We start from the raw sequence: 25,591 nt of genomic DNA on the forward strand, positions 1-25,591 counted from the left end.
ATCAATATAAGGTATCAGTTCTTTTTCGACAAAAGACATAAATTTATCACCATTTCCAACAACATTAGGCAATTCTTTATCCGTACCGGTTGTGAGTTCGCTTAAGCGTTCTATAGGCACAATGCCAACTACAATCATTGGCGGACAAAGGCTTGATTCTTCCATGTGCTCCGTGATACTTACAACGGTGTTGAAATTTTCACTGCCATCCAGCACATATACTACAGGATAATGTCCTCTGTCCTTAATTTTATTCCCTCCATTGCTGTTAGGAATATGTATCCAAATTTTACGTTGCTGGCTCAATATCTTTGAAGGAATTGTCTCCTCAAATCCCGTGGTAAAGGGGCTATTTTCCTGTGCATTGACAAAAAAAGAAATTAATAGGAAGATAATAGAAAAGAAAAAAAATTTCATAGAATTATTTGGTGATAAAGTTGAATAAATTATTGGTGGTAAAGTTAAACAAATAGTGCTTCATGAGGGGTTTAGATACTTATTTAAGCAGAGTAACCGGCGTGTCTGGTCAAAAGGCTCCCGCAGGCACTTTTGGCATAGCTCCCGATTATGAGAACATCTCGAAGACTACGCTTGACGCTATGTCGGGCCGCAAGCAGTAATACGCTTAAGTTAAGAAAATTAAATAATGAACACCGAATTTTGAATATCGAATAATGAAGTAAGAACCTTCGGCGTTCGATATTCAAAATTCATTATTCGATATTCTTTTTGTTACTTTTCTTTAAAGATCTTCCGTCCCCGAAACCATTATTACATACGGAATAATAGCTTCTGCCTTTTAATTTAAGCGGGACGCTTAAATTATTATATGTCCAAGTGAGACACTTAGACAGGCGGGAATAATAGCTGCCTTTTAATTTACGGGACGCTTAAATTGTTACGTGTCCAAGTGAGGCACTTAGGCAGGCGGGTTGATTTATTTTGATTTTTTTGATAGATACCCGGCATATTTAACAGCATCCTCAAATGGCGTTGCTGGTTGAACATCAGCCGCATCAAAATTAAAAACTTTGTGCCGCATCACTGATTTTTCAAATTGGAGCATCCTATCCGGATCGCAATAACTTTGGTATCCGTCGCGGCTTAAGCCAAAGTTGTTAAAATTTTGTTTCGCTTCAAATAATGTCATGTGATTAGGGCCACTCATTTTATTCAATTCGGTAACTCCATCATCTTCCCAAAAACACACAGCACAAATTTCCCACCCAATTCCTTGTAATGTTTTATAGCCACAACAAACGCAAGGCAATAATTTTCGGCCTTTGCCTTTCACTTCAATAGTTGTTGGAAGTTGTTTTGATAAAAATGCCTGTAGGTAACTATTGGTAAAAAAACTAAATCTGTATTCGATACTTTTTCTTGCGTGATAATTGGCAATCTCAGGAGCTACATCGCCTGGTTCTAATGAAATCTCCGTTAAGGCGTTCTCAATTTCCGTTTTTCGCTCCTCTTCCGAATGGCCTAGAAATTTAAAAAATGATGATAACGTGATTGCTTCTTTTCTTTGTAGGATCATTTGTGCCATATTCAAATATCATCTATTTTAATGATTTTATCCCTTAAGGTTATCTCGATTATTTAAAATTTGCCCCCAACGAGAATATGGAATACCTGATAACCCCGCTGTCCGAAGTCTCTGACTTCGGACAGCCAAGGTTTTAATAATTTACCTTAAGCCATTGATTTTACTTCTCCATATTTTCCAGCATAAAAATCACGGTAGGCATTTGCTATTTCGGCCTGTGAGTTCATCACAAAAGGACCTTCAGCTACTACGGGCTCTGTATATTCTTCTCCTCCAAATAATAGGATATCAATAGCAATCTGAGAAGGGTTTTTTATTTCAATTTCTCCGGCAACTTTGTCAAACTCAACAAATTCGCCCGCCTGAAATTCGGTGTCGTTTAACATCACATTTTGTATGGGCAAAAAGGCCGCCACTTCCGTTTCATTTCCCATTGTTATTGAAAATTGTGTGCCTGCTTTCAATTGAATATGATACAAAAACTGCCTGGAATAATTGGGGATCTTCGAACTCAGGTCTTCATAGCTGCCAACAACTACTTTTAACCAGCCACTTTCATTTGGGAATGTTTTTTTGGGGATTTCGTTGGCTTGTACAGCTATATGAGCCGGTTTTTCGGCTTTGTTTTTCGCCGGTAGATTTATCCAAAATTGAAATCCCTGGATAAATTTACTCTCCGTTTGGGAGTCGTAATTTAAATTTTCATCGTGGATTATTCCATTACCTGCTTTCATCCACTGTGCGCCTCCCGAACGAATTATCGCCTCATTTCCAGCACTGTCAAAATGCTCTACTTCGCCCTGAAGAATATAAGTTAATGTTGCAATGCCCCGGTGTGGATGGGCACCCGTGCCATTTTTGGTTATTGTTTCTTTAACGGCGGGGCGAACATAATCGAGAAATACAAAAGGGCCAACTTTGTTAGCGTATCGATTAGGTAACATTCGCTGGATGGATAGCGGGCCTACAGCAGTACTATTACCTTTTGTTGAGAAACTTGTTTTCTTTTTCATCAGAATATAATTTGTTTTTAATGGAGATGAAGCTATCATGAGCTATACTCATTTTGTTTTTTGAGTGGTAGCTCATGATGGTTTCATTTTCTCAATTGTTTTTACTCAGCCATTCCTGGAGCGTCACAAATTTGTGGGTGGCAGTTTCTTTTGCCAATTCAATTCGCGACGTTGAACCTGGGCCCATGTAAGTGTGTTTTTCAAAATACCCAAACATCTCGGCTAACTCTTTTGCCCCTTCAAAAAAAGTTGAAAATATTTCGACCGGCACCTGTGAAAAGGTGTACGCTTTGCCATTGGTTTTATAGGCTTCTATAATATCATTAAAGCTGTACAACCCAGTCGCCAGGGCAAGGTAATTGCCGTTTCCAACTTTTTCGGGTCGCAAAAATGCACCAGCGACTACTTTTCCGAGGTCATTAATGTCTGACATGTGAATCGCCTTTTTTGTTGGGTCAATCGGTAATGTCCAACCTGTTGTGCCATCTTGTTTTGGCTGCGGCCTCAGCATTCCAACAAGATTTTGAAAATAAAATGGAGGCTGAACAAATGTTGAATATTTAAACCCTGCACTTTTCACCAGATCGTCTACCTTAGCTTTGCCTGTAAAATGCGGTACGTCAAACGCCGCTTTACTAACGGCTTCCACATCAGGAAGTGTTGACCAAATAAAATGTTGCACTCCGGTTGCTTTTGCCGCTTCAATGGCATTTTTACCCTCGGTAATTTCGTCGGCGCCCTCCCAAAAGTTAGTTACCACAAATACACCATAAGCATTTGTAAAAGCATCTTTTAATGATTGCAAATCTTTTAGATCTGCATAAACTGCTTCATTTGCCTTGCCTGTATATTTTTCCGGATCACGGGTTATTGCTTTTACAAAAAAGGTTCCTTCATTTACAAGGGCATTTACAATGCCCTTACCTTGTGAGCCTGTTGCTCCAATTACTACTATTGTCTGCTTTTTCATCTGTTTGTTTTATGATGTAAAATTGCAGTAACAGCACGCCCTGGAACGATGAGATATGATAAAAAAAACCGTTGACATTTGTCAACGGTTTTGCAAAATTAAAAGTCAAAATAGAATTTTATTTAATTGCTTGTTTTCTGATTCTGCTTAAAGTTTCTTTAGTTATGCCCAAAAAAGAAGCAATAAGGTGCTGGGGAAATCGCTGGATAAATTGAGGGTGGTTATCGGCAAATTCTTCATAGCGTTTTTCTGCTGTATTACTAATGGCAGAATTCAATCTACGTTGAGAAACGATGAAACTTCTTTCGTCCATTAATCTTGTCATTTGTCTAAATGAAGGCACTTTTTCTATCAGATCCAGCATGTCTGCTACTGTAGCAACGAGCAGTTGGGTATCTTCCCAGGCGTCAATATTATATTTCGATGGCGTAAGCATGACAGCACTTTCACGGTCGCTTGCCCAATAATTTTCAATGTATAACTGTACCATATGCTCCACACCTTTGTCATCTACACTGTATTGTCGCATAGCGCCTTTCACAATAAAACCAACATATTTACACACATTGCCTTCTTCTAAAAAGTATTGCTTTTTCCGGAGTTTTTTGGGGTGAAAAGCCGCTACAATTAACGCTTCTTCATCATTTGTAAGTGGCGAGGTAGCGCGTTGGTGGATGTAGTCTAAAAGGTTACCATGCATTGATTTTGACGATTAAGTTAAACCAGTGTAAAGATAAAGAATGTTGTGTAATGTTAGTTCGCATGGCAAGGATACATCAAGTTCATTAATGCGTAGGGCCAGTTTTTGAACCCCCGCTGTACGAAGTCGCTGACTTCGCATAGTAAATGTGGCTGATTATCAGTAACTTACAAGTGTTAAATTATTATTTATCTGATAATCAGCGTGTTTCACAGCGTTCCGGGTGTTCCGCGTGTAAAATGGAACGCCTTAGTTAAGCAAAGTGCTTAATCAATTCATACCCTTCGCCGGGCGATAATCTTTCCAAAGCCATTCCAGCGCTTCGGGAAGCGTTTGTTTTCTTACTTTATTATCAACATGCCGGGCGTTGCGAGCAAAAACAAACTGGTATGGATAGCCTTTTACGGCGAGGACTTTTGCCATATTTTCATTGGCAACCACCCAATCATGCATGTCGTCGCGCATTACGTTTGGATTAAAAAGGTCCTGGTCGCCAACCTCCATCCAGATCCGCAATGGTTTTAGCCGGCTTTTCGGGATCAGGTGTTCATGAAATTCCCAGGCGCCGTGCGGTGTTTTCGGGTTGTAGGGCCATTGTTGGTTTATGTAGGTACCTGAATAGGTGAGCACACGGTGATACAATTCCGGATGGTACCACGCCATAATCAGGGCGCATGATCCACCCGAACTGCCACCCATGGCAGCGCGACCGGCAGGGTCTTTTGTTAGTTTTACCTGGCACTTGCTTTCTACCAGCGGTAATATTTCATTTTCAACAAATTCTGCATATAGGCCGCTCATTGTATCATATTCCAAGCCCCGCTCGCTGCCCTGGGCATCACCGCTGCCGTTTCCAATAGAAATGGCGATCATCGGCGGTACTTTGCCTTCGGCAATAAGGTTGTCTAATACCGTGAAAAGCAAATTGTCTGGCCCGTCCGCGCCAACTATGAACGGCGCTAAGTTGCCAGCGACATACTGTTTTGGAATATACACTGCCACCTGGCGGGTATAAGGAGCAGGATGGCTTGTAGTGACAATTAATTTAGCCGGGCTTACCGGATCTGCAGCGCCAAATGTATTTGGTTCCCGGGCAATGCCCGGATAAATTTTGCTGTCCCTGGAATCCATAGCAAAGCGGTATATGGTTCCCTGCGGCACGTTAGCCTGTAACATCGATTGCGATACAGGATCATGTGTGGGGCCGATAATAAAATTGCCATTAGAGTCGGGTGAAGGATTGGCGCCATCTGGTAATTCCGTGGCCGATACATAACCAGGCGTATGCGGATCGCGGGTTGGTGGCTGGGCAATGGCTGGGTTTACACTCCATATCATGTTAAACAACACACAGCACGCTATGGTGCGACTAATTATTTTGGTTAGTTCCATTTATTTTGATTTAAGGCAGGTTGACTGGGATGCCTGTGTTTTAAATTTAGGTCTTATAAGCAAATATCGCAAATCAACCTGTCGACTTCTTCAATTCCTGCAAAAAAAAGATGGTTTGTAAATTAGTTGTAACCAAAAATAATCAACCATAACAATTTGTAACTAAGGCATTCGTTTTGCATCTTAGCGGAATATACCCTGAATTAAAAAATGAAATTAAACTATAAAATTTCTGTAGCCGCCCTGGCTTTGCTTATAACGTCAGGTAGCGCGTTTGCGCAGGTCAAAAGAAAGCCCGTTCCATCCCCCAAAAACAAACCGGGAACGCTTGAGCAAAAACATATTTCAAATGCGAATGTTTTACCGGTTGATCCCGAGGTGATAATAGGCAAGCTCCCCAACGGCTTAACTTATTACGTTCGTAAAAATACCGAGCCTAAAAACCGTGCTGAATTATACCTGGTAAATAAGGTTGGCTCCGTGCTTGAAGCAGACAGTCAGCAAGGGCTTGCACATTTTACCGAACACATGGCCTTTAACGGCACGCGTGATTTCCCTAAAAATGATATGGTAAGCTTTCTGCAAAAATCAGGCATTAAGTTTGGCGCCGATTTGAATGCTTATACCTCTTTCGACGAAACAGTTTACCAGCTGCCACTGCCTACCGATAGCGTAGCTGTGTTTGAAAAAGGATTTAACATACTGGCCAACTGGGCGGCCTATCAAACGTTTGACGATAAAGAAATTGATGCCGAACGTGGTGTTGTGCTTGGAGAAAAACTGGCGAACGGAAAGAATGCACAGGAGCGCTTAAGCAATCAAACATATCCGGTGTTGCTTAATAACTCGCGCTACGCACTTCGCATCCCGATAGGTAAAGAAGATATACTGAAGACTTTTAAACCCGAAACCATTAAAAGTTTTTACCATGATTGGTATCGTCCTGATCTGCAGGCGGTAATTGCCGTGGGCGACTTTGACCCGGCCCGCGTAGTTGAGCTCATCAAAAGAAATTTTTCATCGCTGCAAAACCCTGCAAACGAAAAGCCACGAACAATTTATTCTGTTCCGCCTACACCGGGTACCGTTGTTAAAATAGCAACCGACAAAGAATTTCCGTATACACTGGCCGAAATTATTGTAAAGCATCCGCAAGCAACCATAAAAACGGCTGCTGACTTTATGCAAAGCATCCGCATTCAGTTGTTTAACCAGATGCTAAATGACCGTATTGGCGAATTAACGCAAAAACCGACGCCTCCATTTGTTTATGGGCAGAGCAGTTATGGTGCATTTATTGGCAGACAGGATGCCTTTACTACTATTGCCGTAGCTAAACCGGGCGGCCTTGAAACTGCTATAAAAGCAGCAGTTGCAGAAACTGAGCGTGTGCGCCGGTTTGGTTTTACCTTAACCGAATTGGAAAGGGCCAAACAAAGCGCCTTGGTAGGGATTGATAATGCCTATCGTGAAAGAGATAAAACGAGGTCGGCCAATTTTGTTGGCGAGTATCAGCAAAACTTTATAACAGGGGATGCTATTCCTGGCTTATCGTATGAGTATAATTTTTATGTTAACAACATCAATAAGATCAGCCTTGAACAGATGAATGCTTTAGCGGGCAAATTTGTGAGTGACCAAAACAGGGTTATAATTATTGAAGCCCCGGATAACGAGAAAGACAAATTACCAAATGAAAAAACCATATTAGATTGGATAAGCTCTGCCGGTAAAGATGTAACCGCTTATGTTGATAATACCAGCGACAAACCACTGCTTGACAAACTGCCAACTGCAGGGAAGATCACAGAATCAAAGGTTGACAGCCTTATTGGCACTACAACACTAACGCTTAGCAATGGCGTAAAAGTTATATTAAAGCCAACCAAGTTTAAAAACGACCAGGTGCTGATAAACGGCTACAGCTTTGGCGGCACCTCACTGGCAAGCGATGAAGACTATACTTCGGCAGAACTTGCAGGCGGGATCATTGGGCAGAGCGGCATTGCCGATTTTACACAGATCCAGCTGAATAAGATCCTGAGCGGTAAAAATGTAAGCGTTTCACCTTATATCAGCAATGTTGCGCAGGGAATAACTGCAGGAACAACGCCAAAGGATTTTGAAACCGCCATGCAATTAATTTACCTGTACTTTACCCAGCCCCGCAAAGATAATGATGTATGGCAGGCAAATATAAGCCAAACTAATGCCCTGCTGGCTAACCGCGGCCTTAACCCGGGCAGTGTTTTCCAGGATACTATTTCCGCCACGCTTAACAATCATAATTTCAGGGAGCTGGTGGTAACGCCTGAAAGGCTTAACAAGGCCAGTTTGGATAAAGCCTATTCATTTTACAAGGATCGTTTTGCTGACGCAAGCTCGTTTGTTTTCACTTTTGTAGGGAACTTTGATGTTGATGTATTAAAGCCTTATATAGAAGCATATTTGGCCAGCCTGCCATCAGCCAATCACAAGGAAACCTATAAAAATTTAAATATTTTTCCGCCTGCCGGGCAAATTACCAAAACAGTAAATAAAGGCATTGGGGAGAAAGGCAGCGTGCAGCTGGTGTTTAATGGCGCCTATGATTATAACGATACTAACAATATACAGATAGATGCCCTTGAAGAAATTTTGCAGATAAGGTTGTTAGACAGGCTGCGGGAAAAAGATGGTGGCACCTATGCACCCGGTGTTAGGGCGAATTATAAAAAGATCCCGAATAGCAGGTACAGCTTTACTATTTCTTTTGAATGCGCCCCGGCTGATGTTGATAAACTGACAAGCGATGCACTTGACGAGGTAAATAAATTAAAACAAACCGGCGCTTTACAGGCTGATATTGACAAATTTAGTGCCCAGGAAGCACGCTCAACCCAGGTGCAATTAAAGGAGAATGTTTTTTGGGCCGGATATTTAGGTGCTGCATCACAAAACCAGGACGACCCGGATGCGATATTGCGCCATGTTAGCAACCTTGGCAATATAACCGTTCAAAGCACAAAGGATGCTGCCAACAAATTCCTTAGCGGTAATAATTTAATTAAATTTATTTTGCTGCCTGAAAAGAAGTAAAACAATAAAACAACCTTGTAGCTAATAACTACAAGGTTGTTTGTTAACAGGCAGATGATAATAACACAGGTTAACCTGCCAGCAATCACAAATTAAATAAATTATACTCCACCCTAACCAAATACATATTCGCTGTATTTCGTACCATTGTATTGTATAGAGGGATCCGGTATGAAAAGTCGACCCTTATGGTACTGTTAAAAATTAGCTGAACTGCCGGGGCGGCATCCAGGTAGCTTTGTCCATAGCCCGGGTTTATTTTTCCTAAAAATTCAGCGTACACATTTAAATTTACCTGTTCATAACTTTTGTAAGCTTTTGGCAAAAGCAGGTACCCGGATGATAATGTATAACCAATGGCATTTTTTGCATTGGATAATGGAATATTATTATCTCCCGCATTATCCCAGGCATGCAAATAACTTACCGAGCCCGACAGGGCGAGCTTATGTAAAAGCTGGGTAAAAACCAGGCCGCTTTGCAAGCCGGAATTATCGCCCTCTAAAGTAATTTCCTGGTTAACTATGGGATTGTTGATGCCCGATAGCTTTGCAAAAAATGCACCCCGAAAATGCTTCTGTACAGAATCGACGGATAGAAAACGGTATTTTGCATAAACACTGCCCCCCTCAAAATGCTGACTGCTTTGATAATAATCAGATACATATAACGAGCCATGTACCATTAAATGCCTGCTGGCTCCATACATTAACTCAAGCGTGCTGCGGTTTTTATAGGTTGGTTTAAAATAGCCCTGGTTTTCCAGCCTGATGCCAAGCGAACTGGTTGCCATGTTACTGGCGGGTTCGGTATTTACATATAACTCCTGTGCAAATACAGGACAAGCCATGCCAATAAGGCATAGCGCCATAAATATAAAATGCTTCATTATTATAGAGCTTATATAGCTACGTGATAAACCCGGCCAGCGTTTGATGTACTGGCATTGGCAATTTGGCCCAGATATTTTTTAGACACCGATTTTGGTGCAAAGCCTTTGTCAACAATAGTTACAGCAACCTGGCCCTCTGGCGATTTAGTTGCATTCATCAATTGAAATGTATCACCACCATAGCTAAAATAATTGTCGGCAACTTTTACGCTGGTAAAATCAAAGGTGGTCTTAAGACTGTTTACAAAAAATCCGGCGTCCTGTACCTTTTTGCTTATCTGGTCAAAGTTTACCTGTTCACCGCTTTTAAAAGTAAGCAGAAAGGTGTTCCTGATAAGGTCTGTTTTTATTTCGCCGATAAACGGAAGCGTTTTTAAAGCTTTTTCGGTGGCTTTGGCGCATAATGCGCAGGTAAGGCCGCTAACCTGTAATTCGGCTTTGGTGAATTGAGCTTTGGCTATTCCTGTGGTGAGCACCAGCAGGATCACAAATATTTTTAGGGTTTTCATGTCGATCAAAAATTAATGTTAAAAAATTGTTAAATAATTATTCATTACTGCACAAAGCAGCATCTTAATATTGATCAGATCAGAAATGTGTGGTTTCTTAAAAAGGCGGGAATGTTGTTTAAAGGCGGATCTGGCAGATCTTTGTATAAGATGTCTGCCAGGAACCCAGGTTTTGCGGTAAATAGAGGATCAGCAAAAGGTAATACGGGCAGGCTTAAGTTAAATGTTTTGGATGACTCAGAAGTTAATGGAGCCTTGTGAGCATCCTTTACTTTTATCTCAAAGTGCTTATTGTGGCAGCACTTCATACTTCCGGCATCCAGCTTGCTACAGCTTTTGGCAGGTGTATTGATATTTACTGAATATACCTGGCTAAGGCAATAGTGCAGATTAAGCGCAAAGCCTGTCACCGTAACTAAATACAGCAAAGCCAATATTAATGCGCCTGATCTTTTAATCATACACAAAAGTACTATTTAACTTATTGATTACAAACTGTTTTAATTTCAACAAAAACAATAAACCCCGCCAAACCTGGACAGGGTTCATTTTTTTTTTATAAAAAAGCTGCGTACCGGATTATTGACCTGTGGTTTTAGCCTGTGCTTTCATTTGTTCATTAGCAACAATAACAATCTCTACCCGGCGGTTTTGCGCACGGCCGCTAACTGTATTATTATCGCCAATAGGTTCAGTTTCTCCTTTTCCTTGTACGGTTAATCTTGATCCGTTTATATTATCAGCAGTAATTACTGACTTTACAGCATCCGCTCTTCTTATCGAAAGATCCATATTGTGAGTATCGGTACCTGTATTATCGGTATGGCCCACTATCAGGATGTTAGTTTCCGGGTTATTCTGTAACGAAGCAGCAAGATTTTGCAGGTTTGTTTGTGCGGCGGATTTTACGTCGGCCTTATCAGTATCAAACAATATTCCTGAGCTAAAGTTAACAATAATGCCCTCGCCGGCCCTGGTAACGGTGGCTCCGGGGACAGTTTGTTTAATTTCCGCAGCCTGCTTATCCATTTTATGGCCAATTAATGCACCCGCAGTACCTCCGACAGCACCGCCAACTATGGCGCCCAATGCTGTATTGCCGGCAGCTTTACCTACCAATCCGCCAATAACAGCGCCGCCGCCAGCTCCGATAGCTGCGCCTTTTTGAGTTTTTGTTAATGAATTACAGCCTGCACCTAAAATGCCGGCCATTGCTAGTGCTATACTATAAGTAGCGATCCTGGTTTTTAAAGTTTTCATAATTTATTATATATACTTGCCTGCTTGCAAAGCAAATGCCAAAAGCAATAAATGAGACAAATAATCCATTTATTACCTTATTGATTAAATTTATTACTTAAGCGAAATATTTTTAATAAGATAAGCAGGCTGCATTTTAAATAATCAGGATATTAAGTATAACCGCCTAATATTTAATACACTTGATGATTTTATAAAATATTCATAAATAAAAAGGCCCCGATCAATAGGGGCCGTTCTAAAATATTGTAAGTATCGGCAATTAAATACCTTTGTCGTCGCTCGGTAAGCTTGCTATCCTGTATGCTGTGTTACCATCAGGACCAGTTACTTTTTCGTAATAGATATTATTAGGAGAAACAAAATATTTTTTCCCGTTTAATGATACTTTACGGCAATCGTCAGGCAATTGATTTACAATATCACCAACCTGCGGGGCTGATACAGCGGCATTAGGGTCAGTAACCTCATCGCCGGTGTTTAAAACACCGTCTTTACCGGCAACCACATAGATCTTTTTGCCTTTATCATCAACGCTTTCTTTGTAATAAACACCATCAAGCTCATAATACTGTACGCCATCAATCTTTATAGGCTGGGCATCGTCCGGAAGATCAGGTACGCCGGCACCAACAGGTGGTTCAGTAACCTGGTAACCGCCATTATCATAAGGACTGTAAAATACACCGCCGTAATAATAGTATAATGATGATCCCCAGTAAAACGGATAGTAGCCAAAAGGCAAAACACCTAAATAAAAGCCAAGGTGAGGGTAACCATAATAGCCTAAGCCGTTGCGGTAAAATGCACCGCCATGATAACCGGTTGAACCACCAAGGTAATTGCCTGTACGGCCCCGATAGCCAACAGCAGCCATATTACCGCGCGTGCTTAAGTTGTTTCCGCGGGCACTTAAGCCGGTACTTGGACGTGATACCCCAAAACCACTACTGCGAAAGCCGCCGCCGCCGCCACTCATCCTGACACCACCACCACCATGACTTGCACCACGCTGGGCGCTGGCTGAAGCAACCATAAGCACAGAAAGCATCCCTGTTAAAAACAAACCGGATGCATATTTATATAACCTTTTCATATTTTTATTATAACTTATTTAACAGAAATTTTTATTTTAAGTATAGAGCCCTTCTAAAATAAACTGATCTATTGTTAGACAAAAAAATCAGGCGATGGTTTAATGCATTGATCAAAAATATTGATAAGAAAATCAAAATCCTAATTACCCGTTTTTCTGAACTTTTTAAGCCTTAATTTCTACAATATCAGCTGGAAAAATGAGCTTAAATGTACTGCCCTTCCCCTTTTCTGATCTCACCTCTATCCTGATATGGTGGAACCCGGCGATTGATTTTACAATGGGCAGCCCCAGGCCAAAACTGTCTTGCTGGAGTGATTGCCTGAACTTCTTAAAACGGTTAAATATGTAAGGAATATCTTCACCATTGATGCCTATACCTGTATCTGTTATGCTAACCGTAAAAGTGTTGTTTTCACTGGCAGCAGTTACCTTTATTTCACCATCAGGGTTGTTATATTTTATGGCGTTATTAATGAGGTTAAAGAATAAATTAAACAACAGAAACTTATTTACATTAACTAAATGCCAGTCGGTTGGCAAAGTCGCCTCATAGCTGATGTTTTTATCCTGCAGCCTGATAGAGATCTCATCATAAACGTCCTGCAGCAGTACCGATAGTGAAATTTTATCCTCTTTTAAAAATTGCTCATTTTCAATTTGCGATATCAGCAATAAAGTTTTGGTGATGCTTTTTAAACGGTTTAGTATCTTTTGCATCTCCAGCAGCCTGGCTTTAACCTCATCTACAATATCTTCCTGTTCAAACATGTTCTCGATTTTTGATTGCAGTATTGATATAGGCGTCATCAGCTCGTGCGATGCGTTTGAAATAAATTCGCGTTCTTTTTGAAACGTACTTTCGATGGTCTCAATCATTTTATGGATACTGATATCCAGGTGCTGAAAATCGGAAGTGGTTGTTTTCACCTCTTTAAAGGGCCCAAAATTTGGAAATTTATGGCCTACCAGTTTTGTTTTGATGATTAAACTAAGAGGCTTAAGCACATAATTTGAATAAAGCTGATCGGCCATTATGGTGAGCAATATCATGCCCAATAATACCTGGAATGCTATGTTTTGCAGTGGCCGTGTAGTCTCGGTGATAGCATCAACGCTGATGGCAATTTCAAGCAGGTATTTTTTATTGTGAACTTTGAAATTGTGGCTGAGTATTCGGTATTCAATAGTATCGCCCTGCAGTATGCGCTTTTCGTTTTTAATGGTATCAATATTTCCGGGTAATGAATCCACATCCAAACTAACATAATCCTCTTTAAGAGGCGTATAATAGCTTGCGTCGCTTTCACCGGCCTGGATATAGCTTTGTATGCCCTGGCTTTCAACTATATGCAGCAGCTTATCTTTTTGTTTCCTGAGCTTACTATCTGTATAGGTTTGGTTAATATTTTTTATCAAACTGGGCAAAAGCATCACAAAAATGGTTACAATTACCAGCTTTGAAATGGTATTAAACAGCGTAAGTTTGGTTTTTAGCTTCATTTGTAGATGCAAGATGTCAAGAGCCCAGAATCAAGATGTGAGGAATCAAGATGCAAGAGTAGGAAAATATCCGCTTTAGATTCTTGACATCTTGATTCTCTTCCTTATCAACTGTTTATTTTTATTTTATAACCCAGGCCCCGTACTGTTTCCAGCCAGTCGGGCGGGGCATGGGCATTTAGCTTTTTGCGGATATTTTTAATGTGCGCATCAATATAGTTAGAGTCGTAATCGTCATTTATAATACTTCCCCAAATATGCTCACTTAATTGCGAGCGCGTAAGCGTACGGTTTTTATGCAATATTAAATAAGCTATAAGGTCAAATTCTTTTTTTGTAATTGTATTTACCTCGGTGTTATAATAGGTAATGGTACGTTCAGTTAAATTTATTAAGAACCCGCCCAGGTCAACAAGGCTTTGATTCAAACCAAAGCGCCTGCGGGTTATGGCCTGCATCCGGCTTTGCAGCTCTAATAAAGAAAATGGCTTTGGTAAATAATCATCGGCGCCCAGGTCCAACCCTTTTATACGGTCATAAACTTCGGCCCTGGCGGTGAGTATAATGCAAATTGCTTCAGGATTATTTTTTTTTGCTTCCTTAAGCAGATCAAGACCATCATAATCGGGCAGACCCAGATCAATCAAAATAAAATCGTACAGATTTACAGCAATTTTTTCAGAGGCGGACGTCCCGTCAAAACACACTTCGCAGATGTAGTTGTAATTGGTCAGAAAAATCTCCAACTCGTCTGCCAGTGCCCTTTCGTCTTCAATTATCAAAACATTCATACTGATTTAAAAAAATAGGTAGTAAAATGTCAGGTTAAAAAAAACCTCGTGCCTGTTTTTTAATGCGCCCTCCACATTAACCGGTATAGAGTATTTCCACGCTGCCTCAAAAGTATAATGCGGCCTGTTATAGGCAATAGGCAATTTAATACTGTAATTAAGTGCGTTAAACCTTCCGTTATTATAAGGCTGCTGAGCCAACCCTTCCAGTGACTCGGATACATCATATAAGGCAAACTTGTTTGGATGATCAGTTGAAAATTTTTGAACAAAGTTTTGCGTGCCAAATATGGCGCTTACCGTAGGATTGAATGAAAGGTAATCCTTATCATCAAAAACGCTCCAGCTGGTTTCAATATATTTAGAAGTGCTAAAGGTTAGAAAAAAGTCGCTTGATTTACCAAAAAGATAATCAGCAGTAATGCTTGATTTGGCTATTTTCCAGTCGAAGCTATTTTTAAAATTTATATCGTTTGATGAGGCCGACTTTATTACGTCAGCCGCGGCTTTTGCAAAAAGGAACCGCGAATAGCTTATGGTACCTGATATTTTTTTGGTGTATTTATAAAAAAAGCCTGTGCCTACGTCAAACTCATCAACCAGTGGATCATACCCTAATACTTTTACCGCTGATCCATACACGAAAAACCCCGATTTGGCATTATATACAAAATCAGTACTTATAAAAGGATATTTAATAGGCCCGGTGCGTCCAAAAAACTGCACATCGCTGCCGTAATTTGCGCCAACAGAGATAGATTGCTTCCTAAAAACAGTATCCGTATCGGCAATTGCATAGCTCGACCGGCTTTTATACAGCGGCCTTAGCGCAGCAGCATTTACAGCAGAACCAATTATAAGCAAAAGCAATACAAAATAGTATTTCATTGATATATAATAATGTGAAGGTTGAGTTTGTTAGTTGCCATTTCTTCTTGGTATTTCAGGCGGTCTTTCCAAACCTTCCGGCCTCCGTTGTCGTTTTGGCTTAGCTTTAGGTGTCGCCGGGTTGTCACCAGATTCAATTTTTTCTGGTTTGGGCTGTTTTTTAGCTTTGGCTACCTCTTTAATCTTCTTTTTATCTTCCAGTTCCTGTTTTTTAGTTTTGGTAGTATCCGTCAAGATCTTATTCAAAGACAAACTTATCTCCAATTTATTATAAACAAAATCAAAATAGTTATTTTTTATTTTAGCAGACGATAAACAGGGTGCAAATATTAATAACAGGACAATATACGCAAACCACTTTATCATTGAAGAGTAGAAAATGTTAAAATTCTTTTCAAATAGTATTCAATTAAACTTTTAGCCATTTAATTAGCAGAGCCCAACGGACATTAGATACAGGCACTACGCACTACGAAATCTAAACTGATTGGAATTATATAATTGAGGTTTATTTCAATAGTATTGTTGGTGTTAAATGTACACCAATATGAATTAAATTAGCTTTTATTTATTTATAATTCAATGAATAAATAAAAATTTAATTAACGTTTATACTTTTTGAAGTATAAATGCGGTTATGATCATCAATGATCACCGCAGCTATTTGGTTTAATTGATTTATTAAATACAAGCCTGCATTAACACCTATTGCCAGTACAGGGGTTGCCATAGCATCCGCAAGTTCGGCTGTTGTGCTTATAATGCTTACGCTTTTAATTTTGCTTACCGGAAAACCTTTTTTAGGGTTAAAGGAACCTAAAAGCTTTTTATCAACTATAGTAGCATACTTTTCGGTATTTAAAGAGGTTGCCACGGCCATATCGCTAATAGCTACATTTGCAAAAGGCTGTTTTTCCTGCGATGGATCGGCGATTGCAATGGTCCATGGCTCACTATCAGGCTGGGCACCCCAGGTAAGTAAATCGCCGCCGGCATTAATAACGCCGCTGCTAACTCCCTGTAATTGCAATATGTATTTTGCCCTGTCAGCAGCGTATCCTTTGCTGTTTGAGGCAAAACCTATGCGCATGCCGGTCTCTTTCAAAAAAACCGTTTGCTCATTTGCATTAAGTTCAACACTTTTATAGTTCACATTGCTAACCGCAGACCTAACAGCGCTATTACTTTTTTTTTGAACAGTATCAAAATTTGAACCGTCTTTATCGGCAGCGTAATATGTAATATCAAATGCGCCATGAGTAAGCGCAGATATTTGCAGGGAACGATCAATTAATTTGAAGATCTCGGCGTTTGCTTTTACAGGTTTAACCCCTGCATTCCGGTTTATCTCGTTAATGCAGCTATCTTCACCAAAGGCGCTTAACAATTTTTCAACCCTGTTGATCTCACCCACTGCATCATCAAAACGATCTTCGGCCCATGAAGGGTTATTACCAACAACACTGATTTCAAACTGATCACCCATTAAGCGCACTGAACGCCTGAAAATGATTGAATTATGAGAAATGGTCTTTATTGCCAACATACGCTTACAATTTAAAAAAGCATTAAAAAACGACTTTAAATAAACCGGACTTATCCTGCATTAAAATATAATTATGCAAAACATTCCTAATGTTTATGCTGCTAAAATAGCAGGACTTTATGAAAATGAGATGAAAACGGGATTTCCATAAATGCAAAAGCCGCGTAAAGGCGGCTTTATGACACTATTCTTATAATTAGTCCTTAAGATTAGTACGTAGTCTTGAGTCGTAAGTCTTTTATCTATCTCCATTTGACTTAAGACTCAGGGCTAAAGACTCCAGACCCCTTACGCCACAGTTCCTTCTTTCAGTTTTTCAGCGTTTTCTGCAAATTGCAATGCCTCCATAATATCCTGCAGATCGCCGTTCATTACACCAACCAGGTTATATATGGTTAAGCCAATGCGATGTTCGGTTAAGCGCCCCTGCGGGTAATTGTAGGTACGCACCTTGGCAGAACGATCACCGGTTGATACCATTGTTTTACGTTTTTTGGAGGTTATTTCCAGGTGCTTTTGCAGTTCCATTTCATAAACACGTGAACGCAATACCTGTAATGCCTTATCGTAATTTTTTAATTGTGATTTTTGATCCTGGCACTGTGCAACAATCCCTGATGGTAGGTGCGTTAGCCTTACCGCAGAGTAGGTTGTATTCACCGATTGCCCACCCGGACCGGATGCGCAGAACAGATCTTTACGGATATCGCTTACCTGCAGATCAATATCAAACTCATCCACTTCGGGCAATACCACAACGGTAGCTGCCGATGTATGTACACGGCCCTGGGTTTCCGTATCAGGTACACGCTGTACCCGGTGAACGCCGGATTCGTATTTTAAATTGCCATATGCATCTTCGGCATTAACGTTAAATACAATTTCCTTATACCCGCCTGATGTGCCTTCGGTGTAATCAACAAGTTCGGTTTTCCAGCCACGCCTTTCGCAGTAGCGCATGTACATACGGTAAAGGTCGCCGGCAAAAAGGGCAGCTTCATCACCACCGGTGCCACCACGAATTTCAATAATGGCATTTTTTGAATCCTCGGGATCTTTAGGGATCAGCATCAGGCGGATGGTTTCTTCCATCTCGTCCTGCTTACCCAGCAATTCATCAAGCTCCATTTTAGCCATCTCGCGGAACTCTTCGTCCTTTTCAGTTGCCAAAATCTCCTTGTTGCTTTCAATATTGCTCATGATATTGCGGTAGATGTTGTATTGGTCAACAACCTTGGCAAGGTCTTTATATTCTTTATTCAGCTGGGCAAAGCGCTTCATATCAGCCATGGCATCAGGGCTGCTCAGTTCAGCTTCTACATCTTTCCAGCGTTGAAATATCGCTTCTAATTTCTCTAACATAATTTTGACCGCTTATTTTAATGATTGCGGCTATTCCGCTGTTTTTACCAGGATTGGTTTAAACGACGAGCAGATCTTAAAAGCCTGCTATCCGGTTAGTCCCATAAATCTTAGTTTAAAAAGCGCACAAAAGTACGGAATTTTGGCTGATTATTTTTCATTGGGGTGTAAAGAGAATCGCAGATGTTTGACCGATTGTTTTGATGAAGCTAATTTGTGGACGAGCCTCAATTAAACTATTTTCTTAAATAGCAAAATTAGTATAGCTTAAACCCTGCTCAAATATCCTTTAATAAAATCTTACTAATATTGCATGGTCTATTTATGAATCAAAATACTGCCGTTATGAAAAAAATACTGCTGCTGATCTTTTTTTGCTGGGGATTTGTTTATTGCCGGGCCCAAACCCAAATTGACCCTAAAACCATCAGTGAGAAAATGAAATGGTTTGAGGATGCCAAATTGGGCATTTTTATACATGCGGGCATTTATTCGGTAAATGGCATTGATGAATCATGGAGCTTTCATAACAAAAAGATCAGCTATGCTGATTATATGAAACAGCTTAACGGATTTACGCTTAAAAAGTATGATCCTGCTTATTGGGCCGATTTGATTAAGGAAAGCGGCGCCCGCTACGCTGTTATTACCACCAAACATCACGATGGGGTAGCCATGTATGATACAAAACAGGATAATTTAAACATAGTAAAGGCAACACCCGCTAACAGGGACATGGTAAAACCCTTTTTTGAGGAATTACGCAAGCGGGGGATTAAATGCGGCGCCTATTTTTCATTGATCGACTGGTCGCATCCCAACTATCCCGGCTTTTTAAAAGACAGTTCGCGGTATATTGTGCAAAAGGATTATGATCGCTGGAACAATTTCAGGACCTTTTTCCAGGGACAGATCACAGAAATAAGCAAGATGTATAATCCTGACCTGTGGTGGTTTGATGGCGATTGGGAACACAGCGCCGAAGAATGGGAGGCGGAAAAGGTAAGGCATATTATACTCTCTAAAAACCCTGCTGCAATTATAAACGGCCGCTTACAAGGCTATGGAGATTATAATACACCCGAACAAAATTTCCCTGTTACCCGGCCGCCGTTTAAATGGTGGGAGCTTTGTATGACGATTAATGACAACTGGGGCTACCAGCAGGCAGATCAGAACTGGAAAACGCCATACGAGATCATTACCCTTTTTGCAGATGTGGTTGCCAATGGCGGGAATTTGCTTTTAGATATCGGCCCAAAAGAAGACGGAACCATTCCCGACCAGGAAGTTAATGTGCTGAAAGAACTGGGTGCCTGGAATAAAAAACATGCAGAAGCTATATTCGGTACGAAAGGCGGCATCCCCGCCGGGCATTTTTATGGACCAACAACCTTGTCGAAAGATTCAACCACACTTTATTTATTTGTAGCCGGCAAAACAAGCGGTCAGCTAATGGTGAAGGGGCTGGATTGCAAAATTGACGAGATCTCCGTTGTAGGAGATGGCACAAAGCTAACCCACAAAATAGTGGGCAAAATATCATGGAGCCCTGTGCCGGGCCTGGTTTACATAAACCTGCCCGACGGAGTGCAGGATAAATATATGACTGTATTGAAACTAAAGCTGAATGGCCCTATAAAACTATATCGGGGGCAGGGCGGGTTGAAGTAAATAACGGCATCTTTTGTAATCGAAGTTAAAAACCTCGAAATCTGGGGCAAAGCCACAAGGGGATGTCATGCTGATATAAAATCCTGCAGAATCTAAAGGAGGAATGACAAGGGTGGGGTTATCATGGTGAGCTTGTCGAACCAGGACGCGGGCAAAGGCCTCAGCACCATGCTTAGCACGCGGACAGGCTTCTGCGCACGTCGCCCTTCGACAGGCTCAGGGTGACAGCCCATTGTATGTTCAATATAACTGTCATGAGTAAGCACTCGAAGCATGACAACCCATTACATCACACCTTTGAACCAATTCCCGCCGAATAACCTTAATTACCCTCCCTCACCTCAAAAGTTGCCAGCAAATTCACATTGGGATCGGCTTTTACTTCCGTAGGTTTTGACGGCACTTTAAACTGAACTGTTGTGATCTTGTCTTTAAGGCTAATGGTATGCTGCTGCTTATCTAAAGATACTTCTAATGACACCTCATATAGGGGGCCCTGTTTTTGAGTAACCGTTAGCTCAACCACGCCTTTAGCCGCATTGTATTTCCAGGTAATGCCTAAATCGGGATGACCCGCTGTGAAAAGCCATTGCTGAAAAAATTGTTTCAGATCTTTTCCGCTTGCCTGCTCCATTATTTTTTGCAGGCCGCTGGTATAAGCATTGCCGCCGTTATATTTTGCATAATAATTCCTGATGCCTTTCCAAAATGCCGCATCGCCCAATTTTCTGCGGAGCATGTGTAATACCCAGCCGCCTTTCTGGTAACTGTTGGCATTTAGCAATTGCATATAATTGTCTTTTACAGCAGTATCTACAATAGGTGTATTCCTTGTTTTTTCAAAGCTAAAAACAGCTTTCCGGTCTTCAATCTCCCGCTTTTTTAAAGTATCAACACCATACTTATTCTCAAGGTACAGATTAGTCATATAGGTGGCAAAGCCTTCGCTAAGCCAAACATGTCCAAAGTTTTTTTCGCTGGCGGCATCACCAAACCATTGGTGGGCAATTTCGTGTGCCATTAGCTCTTCAATTCCTTTTGTGGTAGTGGAGTTTTCAAAATAGAAAATAGCCCCGGCATTTTCCATGCCGCCAAATATGGTTTTTGACTGCACATTGGCCAGCTTTTTGTAAGCAAACGGGCCAACATGTTTTATATAATACGGTAAGATTCCCGTTGCCACTGCATAGTTTTTAAAACCGGCATCCTTGTTTTCAGGGAAAACATAAGTATATACCGGGATGGCGCCCACATCTCCGGGATGATCTATCGCAAAATCAGCAACGCCAATTACCATTACTTTGGTTGGCAGCTGTGCGGTTTCTTTCCAATGAGTAAGCTTTAAATGATTTGGTAAAATGGTTTCTTCAACCTTTAAGCCGTTAGATACAACACCGTAATGATCAGGCGCAGTAACTATAAAATCAACCTGGGCCTTATCTCCCGGATAGTCGGCACAGGGCAGCCAGTTGTGGGCGCGGTTGGGCCAGTTATCCCCAAAAAAGGTGCGATGCCCAAACTTATTGGTTGATATAATAAGTCCGTCGGCCGGGATCCCCTGGTAAATAATAGTGTAGGAGTGTACACTATTGGTTGCGGCGGTTGTGTTTATATTTATTACATCAGCATCCTGCGCAAATGCTACGTCTTTGCCATCTTCTGTTATTGCAGATACCAGCATGCCTTTACCGCTACCGGTTGTTTTTTTATTCGCCGTTACATGCGTGCTGCCCGCATTATTGACTGAATCAGGCGCAGCCCCTTTCTGTTTAACAAGGTCAAGCTGAAACGAATTTACATCTTTCAAAAACTTAATCCGCACCTTGGCCTGACCCTTAATGGTGTCATTGGCATCATTAAGCTGGATAGCAAACCGGTAATGCTGCACATCAAACGTTGGAACCTGCGCTTTGGCTAATAAGCAACTCATCAACCCTAAAACAAAAAATGAAAAGGCTTTATACATGGTAATATTATTTAAATTCTATATGTAAACATCTTAAAAACTTCCCGCATCAAGCTTCCGTCTCCCGGACTTTACTGACTTTTCCGACTTTCGGACTTCTCCCCTCACTTCCACTTAAAGCTCTTTATCATCAAATCCACATCTTGTTTTACAAAGGTGAGCACAGGCTGGATTGAATCGAGCCGTGGTTCGGAATTAAAATAAAGTGCTCCGCGGATATAGTTTTTGGTGCTGTCAGTCAAATAAAATTGTATGGATGATGCCGCGTTGCCGTCAATGGTGTAATAAATGCCGTAAACCTTACGGTCGGGATAGCTTATCACGCCCTGGTCAATACTTGTTGCTTTTATGGTGTGTTTAAATGCAAAGCTATGTGCGTCTTCTATCAGCTCATCAAATACTTTTTTTGAAGTTATGCTTTCATAACTTAAATGCAGCGTACCGTTAAATTGCGGAAACTGCATATTCAAAAGGCTTTTCATATTTAACAGCTTGTTAGATTTCCTGGATGTTTTATCCGTATCTATAACTGCATATTGGGGATACAAAAAAGTGAACGGACCGGTGCCTGTATATGGGCGATAATCTTTTTTCGGAAAAACAATCCGGTAATACCCCCGCGGCTTAGGTGAATAATCATGATTACCGTTGCAGGCAGCAAAAAGCAGGATAGCTAAAATGGGCAATACAAATTTTTTCATGGATGTTTTTCTTTTGCTGTCCATATTTCCCAGCCTTTTTCAGCCTGTAATATTAACATTTCATAGCCGTTTTTTATTACTGCTCCCTGTTCTTCCCCTTTTTTTAAAAATAAGGTTTTTTCGGGATTATATACCAGGTCGTAAAGCAAATGATCCTCTGTGATGGCATTGTACGGAATAGTAGGGCATTCATCAACATTTGGCGATGTGCCCAGGGGTGTTGTGTTGATGATAAGTTTGTGCTGCCTTATATGACGTGGTTTAAGATCTTTAAACAAAAGGTTATTGCCCATCGGCCTGCGTGTCACAATTTTATACATAATGCCCAGATTATCAAGCACACATTTCACCGCTTTGGCGGCCCCTCCATCACCTAAAACAAGTGCTTCATCGTGATGGTCTTTCAGCAGCGGTGTTAATGACATTTCGAAGCCATAAATATCTGTATTAAAGCCTTCCAGCCTGAAATCATGGCCCCTTATACCTAACTCACCCGAAAATGCGGCCTCTACCGGGCTTTCGGCGGCAATGCGAATACAGTTTACCGCGCCGGCAGTTCTGGCATCGGGTTCAATCCAGTCGAGGTATTTAAGCACCTCTATTTTATGGGGAACGGTAACATTAAGCCCGCACAAATCAGGATGGAGATCCAGCAGATCCTGTAGATCTTTTATATGTTCAAGAGGGTATAATTCGTATTCCGAATCAGTGATGTGCTCCTTTTGAAATTTTTCTGTAAAATACTTTTTTGAGAAAGAATGTGTGAGCGGAAAGCCGATGAGCCCGTATTGTTTCATGCCGTAATATTAATAACATTTTAACATGCAATTGTAACTAATGATTTGATAAGTTGAAAATACAATGTTATGGCAGATAAAGGAGTTTTGCTTTTTGCCTTCGCCAGCAAATAGCAAATGCTATGGTCAACAGGCTGGCCGGTATAAAAAGTGCATGGTCATGGAGCTTTAAAGTGGTTAAAGCAGCTAAAATAGCCCCGGCTAAAAAGCTGAGGCAAACCAGGCCGAATAAACGGGCTTCACGTAATGTTGCCGGGTTATAACCAGGCGTAGTTCCCCTAAAAAATGCTTCCGCAAACCGGCGCAGGTTCCCGGTAGTCATCACGGAGTTATAAGTCCATGATTCCAGCCTGGTAAAACTGGAATTTTGCATAGCGGCAACCAATGATATTGACAGTACTAATAAGATATCGGGAAATGATGACGGTAAAAATGAAGCGGTGATAAGCACAATAATTTCAAGCCCAAGGCAGGTAAGCGCAGGTTTGGGGAAATGTTTCAGAACAGATGGCAAGTGCATTCTGTAAGCAATGAATACCCCGGTAAGAAATGCTAAAATGGCAGGAATATGCCGCATGCTCTGATACCAGTTCCCTGTTGCAATGTCAATTCCCAGGAATACAATGTTACCCGTCATAGAGTTGGCAAAAACATGGCCATGGCCTACATAGGTAAAAACATCAAGGAAACCGCCGGAGAGCGTGAGCAGTACCGCCACTTCTATTGAATTATCGGAGTATACCTGTGCTGAATTGTCTGCCTTTGGGTCTAAAGCCATAGTGCAATTTTCATTAAATAGTTTTCTGAAAATGACGGAAGACTCATGTATGCCTGTCATTTAACACGATGTAAAAATATCAAGAAAACAGGCAATTATGATTATTGATTTGTAAAGAGACAGAAATTTGCAGGCCTTTGCTTTTAATATTATATTGCCATATCACCTAAATCAAATGAAAGGATCATTTATCCTGTTATTGCCGTTGTTTGCGCTTGCAAAAAGCTACGGACAAACAAACCCCGTTATCGCAATTAAACCGCCTGTTGAAATGACTGATAACAACTGTCGCTTACAAAAAATGATCAAAAGTATCGCTCCTAATTCCCAGGCGAAGGGTTTCCAGCGGGATCACATCAGCAGGGGCTATATTGCCAAGGCTCACATTGGCACCAATCAGTTTGATGAACCAAACCTGTTGTGCCTTTTGCGGAGCTTCCCAAATTATAGTTTCTTCGGGGATCTGGGTAAGGATCTCATCAACCAAACCCTGTCTTACTTCTCCCGAATCGCGGTAGATGCCCACATTACCGCTTTCGCGGGCTTCGGCAATCACTTTCCATGAGCCGGCCTCAATTTCGGCCCGCATCAGGTTGATCCATTTATAGGGGGCAAAGATCTTTTGCACATCCTTTGAGCCAACTTCGGAGATAACGGTGGTGAGTTTGGAAAGCTTTTGAATATAGTCGCATTTTATATCGTGCTCAAGGGTGATGGAGCCATCAGACACCTCGGCATAATCCATTTGGAATTTATCAAGCAGGCGGCAATAGTCATCAAACTGGTTCCTTACTATCATGGCCTCAAATAACGTTCCTCCAAAATATACAGGAATGCCGGCATCGCGATAAAGTTTTAGCTTTTCGGTAAGGTTAGGGGTTACATATGATGTGGCCCAACCTAATTTTACCATATCTGTATAAGTACCACCTACTTCAATAAAATCTTCAGCCTGCCGTAAGCTAAGCCCCTTATCCATAACCATGGTTATGCCGCTGTTACGTGGCTTTGCTACCCGCTCCGGAAGGTTATTGATCTGATAATTCATAAAACACAAACAGGTTATAGACTATAACTAAAAGTTTTAACGGCGCAAAGGTCGTAAAAAAAGCCAAAATTGGTAGAAATT

General features: G+C 41.0%; 25 protein-coding genes. 3 read left to right on the forward strand and 22 right to left on the reverse strand.

Features of this window, described 5'->3' with window-relative positions; translation table 11 throughout:
• The coding region (locus JWQ54_RS15965; protein ID WP_299586605.1) for an alpha/beta hydrolase-fold protein at positions 1-417 on the reverse strand (417 nt) is incomplete at its 3' end.
• A gap of 62 nt (positions 418-479) precedes the next feature.
• Here JWQ54_RS15965 and JWQ54_RS15970 point away from each other — a divergent pair.
• Positions 480-620: a hypothetical protein gene (locus JWQ54_RS15970; protein ID WP_299586607.1), complete on the forward strand. Its 141-nt coding sequence runs from the start codon at positions 480-482 to the stop codon at positions 618-620.
• A 317-nt stretch (positions 621-937) separates the two neighbouring features.
• On the opposite strand, the gene JWQ54_RS15975 is transcribed toward JWQ54_RS15970, so the two are convergent.
• The 5 genes from JWQ54_RS15975 to JWQ54_RS15995 form a co-directional block, all read right to left on the reverse strand.
• Complete coding sequence (locus JWQ54_RS15975) at positions 938-1,546, reverse strand: CPCC family cysteine-rich protein (protein WP_299586610.1); 609 nt, start codon at positions 1,544-1,546, stop codon at positions 938-940.
• 146 nt (positions 1,547-1,692) lie between these two features.
• Complete coding sequence (locus JWQ54_RS15980; protein WP_299586613.1) at positions 1,693-2,559, reverse strand: pirin family protein; 867 nt, start codon at positions 2,557-2,559, stop codon at positions 1,693-1,695.
• 91 nt (positions 2,560-2,650) lie between these two features.
• The gene (locus tag JWQ54_RS15985) at positions 2,651-3,529 is read right to left on the reverse strand and encodes an NmrA/HSCARG family protein (RefSeq protein ID WP_299586616.1); all 879 of its coding nucleotides are present in this window, start codon (positions 3,527-3,529) and stop codon (positions 2,651-2,653) included.
• A 118-nt stretch (positions 3,530-3,647) separates the two neighbouring features.
• Positions 3,648-4,229 carry a Crp/Fnr family transcriptional regulator gene (locus JWQ54_RS15990; protein ID WP_299586618.1) on the reverse strand — a complete coding sequence of 194 codons (582 nt, stop codon included), beginning with the start codon at positions 4,227-4,229 and terminating at the stop codon, positions 3,648-3,650.
• A gap of 270 nt (positions 4,230-4,499) precedes the next feature.
• Positions 4,500-5,621 (reverse strand): alpha/beta hydrolase-fold protein, encoded by a 1,122-nt coding sequence (locus tag JWQ54_RS15995; protein WP_299586621.1) that lies wholly within the window; start codon positions 5,619-5,621, stop codon positions 4,500-4,502.
• 210 nt (positions 5,622-5,831) lie between these two features.
• Between JWQ54_RS15995 and JWQ54_RS16000 the strand changes: the two genes are divergently transcribed.
• Positions 5,832-8,699, forward strand: coding sequence for a pitrilysin family protein (locus tag JWQ54_RS16000; RefSeq protein WP_299586623.1), 2,868 nt, complete (start codon positions 5,832-5,834; stop codon positions 8,697-8,699).
• 85 nt (positions 8,700-8,784) lie between these two features.
• On the opposite strand, the gene JWQ54_RS16005 is transcribed toward JWQ54_RS16000, so the two are convergent.
• The 11 genes from JWQ54_RS16005 to prfA all read right to left on the reverse strand — a co-directional run bounded on the left by JWQ54_RS16005 (position 8,785) and on the right by prfA (position 18,546).
• Positions 8,785-9,588, reverse strand: coding sequence for a hypothetical protein (locus JWQ54_RS16005; RefSeq protein WP_299586625.1), 804 nt, complete (start codon positions 9,586-9,588; stop codon positions 8,785-8,787).
• 11 nt (positions 9,589-9,599) lie between these two features.
• On the reverse strand, positions 9,600-10,100 hold the full coding sequence (locus JWQ54_RS16010; RefSeq protein WP_299586628.1) for a heavy-metal-associated domain-containing protein: 501 nt from the start codon (positions 10,098-10,100) through the stop codon (positions 9,600-9,602).
• A 74-nt stretch (positions 10,101-10,174) separates the two neighbouring features.
• Positions 10,175-10,561: a hypothetical protein gene (locus tag JWQ54_RS16015; protein ID WP_299586631.1), complete on the reverse strand. Its 387-nt coding sequence runs from the start codon at positions 10,559-10,561 to the stop codon at positions 10,175-10,177.
• Between the two features lie 118 nt (positions 10,562-10,679).
• The gene (locus JWQ54_RS16020) at positions 10,680-11,360 is read right to left on the reverse strand and encodes an OmpA family protein (protein ID WP_299586633.1); all 681 of its coding nucleotides are present in this window, start codon (positions 11,358-11,360) and stop codon (positions 10,680-10,682) included.
• A gap of 262 nt (positions 11,361-11,622) precedes the next feature.
• A complete protein-coding gene (locus JWQ54_RS16025; RefSeq protein WP_299586636.1) occupies positions 11,623-12,456 on the reverse strand; it encodes a DUF6515 family protein in 834 nt (277 codons plus the stop codon).
• Positions 12,457-12,621: 165 nt separating this feature from the next.
• Positions 12,622-13,959 carry a cell wall metabolism sensor histidine kinase WalK gene (locus tag JWQ54_RS16030; RefSeq protein ID WP_299586638.1) on the reverse strand — a complete coding sequence of 446 codons (1,338 nt, stop codon included), beginning with the start codon at positions 13,957-13,959 and terminating at the stop codon, positions 12,622-12,624.
• A 107-nt stretch (positions 13,960-14,066) separates the two neighbouring features.
• A complete protein-coding gene (locus tag JWQ54_RS16035; protein ID WP_299586641.1) occupies positions 14,067-14,750 on the reverse strand; it encodes a response regulator transcription factor in 684 nt (227 codons plus the stop codon).
• A 6-nt stretch (positions 14,751-14,756) separates the two neighbouring features.
• Positions 14,757-15,638, reverse strand: coding sequence for a hypothetical protein (locus tag JWQ54_RS16040; RefSeq protein WP_299586644.1), 882 nt, complete (start codon positions 15,636-15,638; stop codon positions 14,757-14,759).
• Between the two features lie 30 nt (positions 15,639-15,668).
• Positions 15,669-16,004, reverse strand: coding sequence for a hypothetical protein (locus tag JWQ54_RS16045; protein WP_299586647.1), 336 nt, complete (start codon positions 16,002-16,004; stop codon positions 15,669-15,671).
• 232 nt (positions 16,005-16,236) lie between these two features.
• Positions 16,237-17,184, reverse strand: a complete 948-nt coding sequence (locus tag JWQ54_RS16050; protein WP_299586649.1) for an FAD:protein FMN transferase — start codon at positions 17,182-17,184, stop codon at positions 16,237-16,239.
• Between the two features lie 288 nt (positions 17,185-17,472).
• On the reverse strand, positions 17,473-18,546 hold the full coding sequence (gene prfA / locus JWQ54_RS16055) for a peptide chain release factor 1 (RefSeq protein WP_299586651.1): 1,074 nt from the start codon (positions 18,544-18,546) through the stop codon (positions 17,473-17,475).
• Between the two features lie 345 nt (positions 18,547-18,891).
• On the opposite strand from prfA, the gene JWQ54_RS16060 reads away from it, so the two are divergent.
• Positions 18,892-20,220, forward strand: coding sequence for an alpha-L-fucosidase (locus JWQ54_RS16060; RefSeq protein WP_299586653.1), 1,329 nt, complete (start codon positions 18,892-18,894; stop codon positions 20,218-20,220).
• A gap of 322 nt (positions 20,221-20,542) precedes the next feature.
• Here the strand turns inward: JWQ54_RS16060 and JWQ54_RS16065 are convergent, their stop codons facing one another.
• From JWQ54_RS16065 to JWQ54_RS16085, 5 genes are all read right to left on the reverse strand, one after another.
• Positions 20,543-22,186: a M1 family metallopeptidase gene (locus tag JWQ54_RS16065; protein ID WP_299586655.1), complete on the reverse strand. Its 1,644-nt coding sequence runs from the start codon at positions 22,184-22,186 to the stop codon at positions 20,543-20,545.
• A gap of 104 nt (positions 22,187-22,290) precedes the next feature.
• Complete coding sequence (locus tag JWQ54_RS16070; protein ID WP_299586657.1) at positions 22,291-22,887, reverse strand: gliding motility lipoprotein GldD; 597 nt, start codon at positions 22,885-22,887, stop codon at positions 22,291-22,293.
• Positions 22,884-23,684: a shikimate dehydrogenase gene (locus JWQ54_RS16075; RefSeq protein WP_299586660.1), complete on the reverse strand. Its 801-nt coding sequence runs from the start codon at positions 23,682-23,684 to the stop codon at positions 22,884-22,886. The genes JWQ54_RS16070 and JWQ54_RS16075 overlap by 4 nt, the downstream gene beginning before the upstream one ends.
• A 67-nt stretch (positions 23,685-23,751) precedes the next feature.
• Entirely contained in the window at positions 23,752-24,462 is a 711-nt protein-coding gene (locus JWQ54_RS16080) for a YoaK family protein (RefSeq protein WP_299586663.1), read from the reverse strand.
• Positions 24,463-24,754: 292 nt separating this feature from the next.
• Complete coding sequence (locus JWQ54_RS16085) at positions 24,755-25,510, reverse strand: phosphosulfolactate synthase (protein ID WP_299586666.1); 756 nt, start codon at positions 25,508-25,510, stop codon at positions 24,755-24,757.
• Positions 25,511-25,591: the final 81 nt, after the last annotated feature.

This window comes from Mucilaginibacter sp. (assembly GCF_028288225.1).
Taxonomy (GTDB): Bacteria; Bacteroidota; Bacteroidia; order Sphingobacteriales; family Sphingobacteriaceae; genus Mucilaginibacter.

What these genes read in the sequence shown, in the direction of transcription:
- JWQ54_RS16050 (WP_299586649.1), bottom strand. Translation starts at nt 17,184, where the DNA reads ATGTTGGCAATAAAGACCATTTCTCATAATTCAATCATTTTCAGGCGT.
- JWQ54_RS16060 (WP_299586653.1), top strand. Translation starts at nt 18,892, where the DNA reads ATGAAAAAAATACTGCTGCTGATCTTTTTTTGCTGGGGATTTGTTTAT.
- JWQ54_RS16035 (WP_299586641.1), bottom strand. Translation starts at nt 14,750, where the DNA reads ATGAATGTTTTGATAATTGAAGACGAAAGGGCACTGGCAGACGAGTTG.
- JWQ54_RS16085 (WP_299586666.1), bottom strand. Translation starts at nt 25,510, where the DNA reads ATGAATTATCAGATCAATAACCTTCCGGAGCGGGTAGCAAAGCCACGT.
- JWQ54_RS16030 (WP_299586638.1), bottom strand. Translation starts at nt 13,959, where the DNA reads ATGAAGCTAAAAACCAAACTTACGCTGTTTAATACCATTTCAAAGCTG.
- JWQ54_RS16020 (WP_299586633.1), bottom strand. Translation starts at nt 11,360, where the DNA reads ATGAAAACTTTAAAAACCAGGATCGCTACTTATAGTATAGCACTAGCA.
- JWQ54_RS16005 (WP_299586625.1), bottom strand. Translation starts at nt 9,588, where the DNA reads ATGAAGCATTTTATATTTATGGCGCTATGCCTTATTGGCATGGCTTGT.
- JWQ54_RS16070 (WP_299586657.1), bottom strand. Translation starts at nt 22,887, where the DNA reads ATGAAAAAATTTGTATTGCCCATTTTAGCTATCCTGCTTTTTGCTGCC.
- JWQ54_RS16025 (WP_299586636.1), bottom strand. Translation starts at nt 12,456, where the DNA reads ATGAAAAGGTTATATAAATATGCATCCGGTTTGTTTTTAACAGGGATG.
- prfA (WP_299586651.1), bottom strand. Translation starts at nt 18,546, where the DNA reads ATGTTAGAGAAATTAGAAGCGATATTTCAACGCTGGAAAGATGTAGAA.
- JWQ54_RS15975 (WP_299586610.1), bottom strand. Translation starts at nt 1,546, where the DNA reads ATGGCACAAATGATCCTACAAAGAAAAGAAGCAATCACGTTATCATCA.
- JWQ54_RS16040 (WP_299586644.1), bottom strand. Translation starts at nt 15,638, where the DNA reads ATGAAATACTATTTTGTATTGCTTTTGCTTATAATTGGTTCTGCTGTA.
- JWQ54_RS16065 (WP_299586655.1), bottom strand. Translation starts at nt 22,186, where the DNA reads ATGTATAAAGCCTTTTCATTTTTTGTTTTAGGGTTGATGAGTTGCTTA.
- JWQ54_RS16080 (WP_299586663.1), bottom strand. Translation starts at nt 24,462, where the DNA reads ATGGCTTTAGACCCAAAGGCAGACAATTCAGCACAGGTATACTCCGAT.
- JWQ54_RS15985 (WP_299586616.1), bottom strand. Translation starts at nt 3,529, where the DNA reads ATGAAAAAGCAGACAATAGTAGTAATTGGAGCAACAGGCTCACAAGGT.
- JWQ54_RS16045 (WP_299586647.1), bottom strand. Translation starts at nt 16,004, where the DNA reads ATGATAAAGTGGTTTGCGTATATTGTCCTGTTATTAATATTTGCACCC.
- JWQ54_RS16000 (WP_299586623.1), top strand. Translation starts at nt 5,832, where the DNA reads ATGAAATTAAACTATAAAATTTCTGTAGCCGCCCTGGCTTTGCTTATA.
- JWQ54_RS16075 (WP_299586660.1), bottom strand. Translation starts at nt 23,684, where the DNA reads ATGAAACAATACGGGCTCATCGGCTTTCCGCTCACACATTCTTTCTCA.
- JWQ54_RS15980 (WP_299586613.1), bottom strand. Translation starts at nt 2,559, where the DNA reads ATGAAAAAGAAAACAAGTTTCTCAACAAAAGGTAATAGTACTGCTGTA.
- JWQ54_RS16015 (WP_299586631.1), bottom strand. Translation starts at nt 10,561, where the DNA reads ATGATTAAAAGATCAGGCGCATTAATATTGGCTTTGCTGTATTTAGTT.
- JWQ54_RS15970 (WP_299586607.1), top strand. Translation starts at nt 480, where the DNA reads ATGAGGGGTTTAGATACTTATTTAAGCAGAGTAACCGGCGTGTCTGGT.
- JWQ54_RS15990 (WP_299586618.1), bottom strand. Translation starts at nt 4,229, where the DNA reads ATGCATGGTAACCTTTTAGACTACATCCACCAACGCGCTACCTCGCCA.
- JWQ54_RS15995 (WP_299586621.1), bottom strand. Translation starts at nt 5,621, where the DNA reads ATGGAACTAACCAAAATAATTAGTCGCACCATAGCGTGCTGTGTGTTG.
- JWQ54_RS16010 (WP_299586628.1), bottom strand. Translation starts at nt 10,100, where the DNA reads ATGAAAACCCTAAAAATATTTGTGATCCTGCTGGTGCTCACCACAGGA.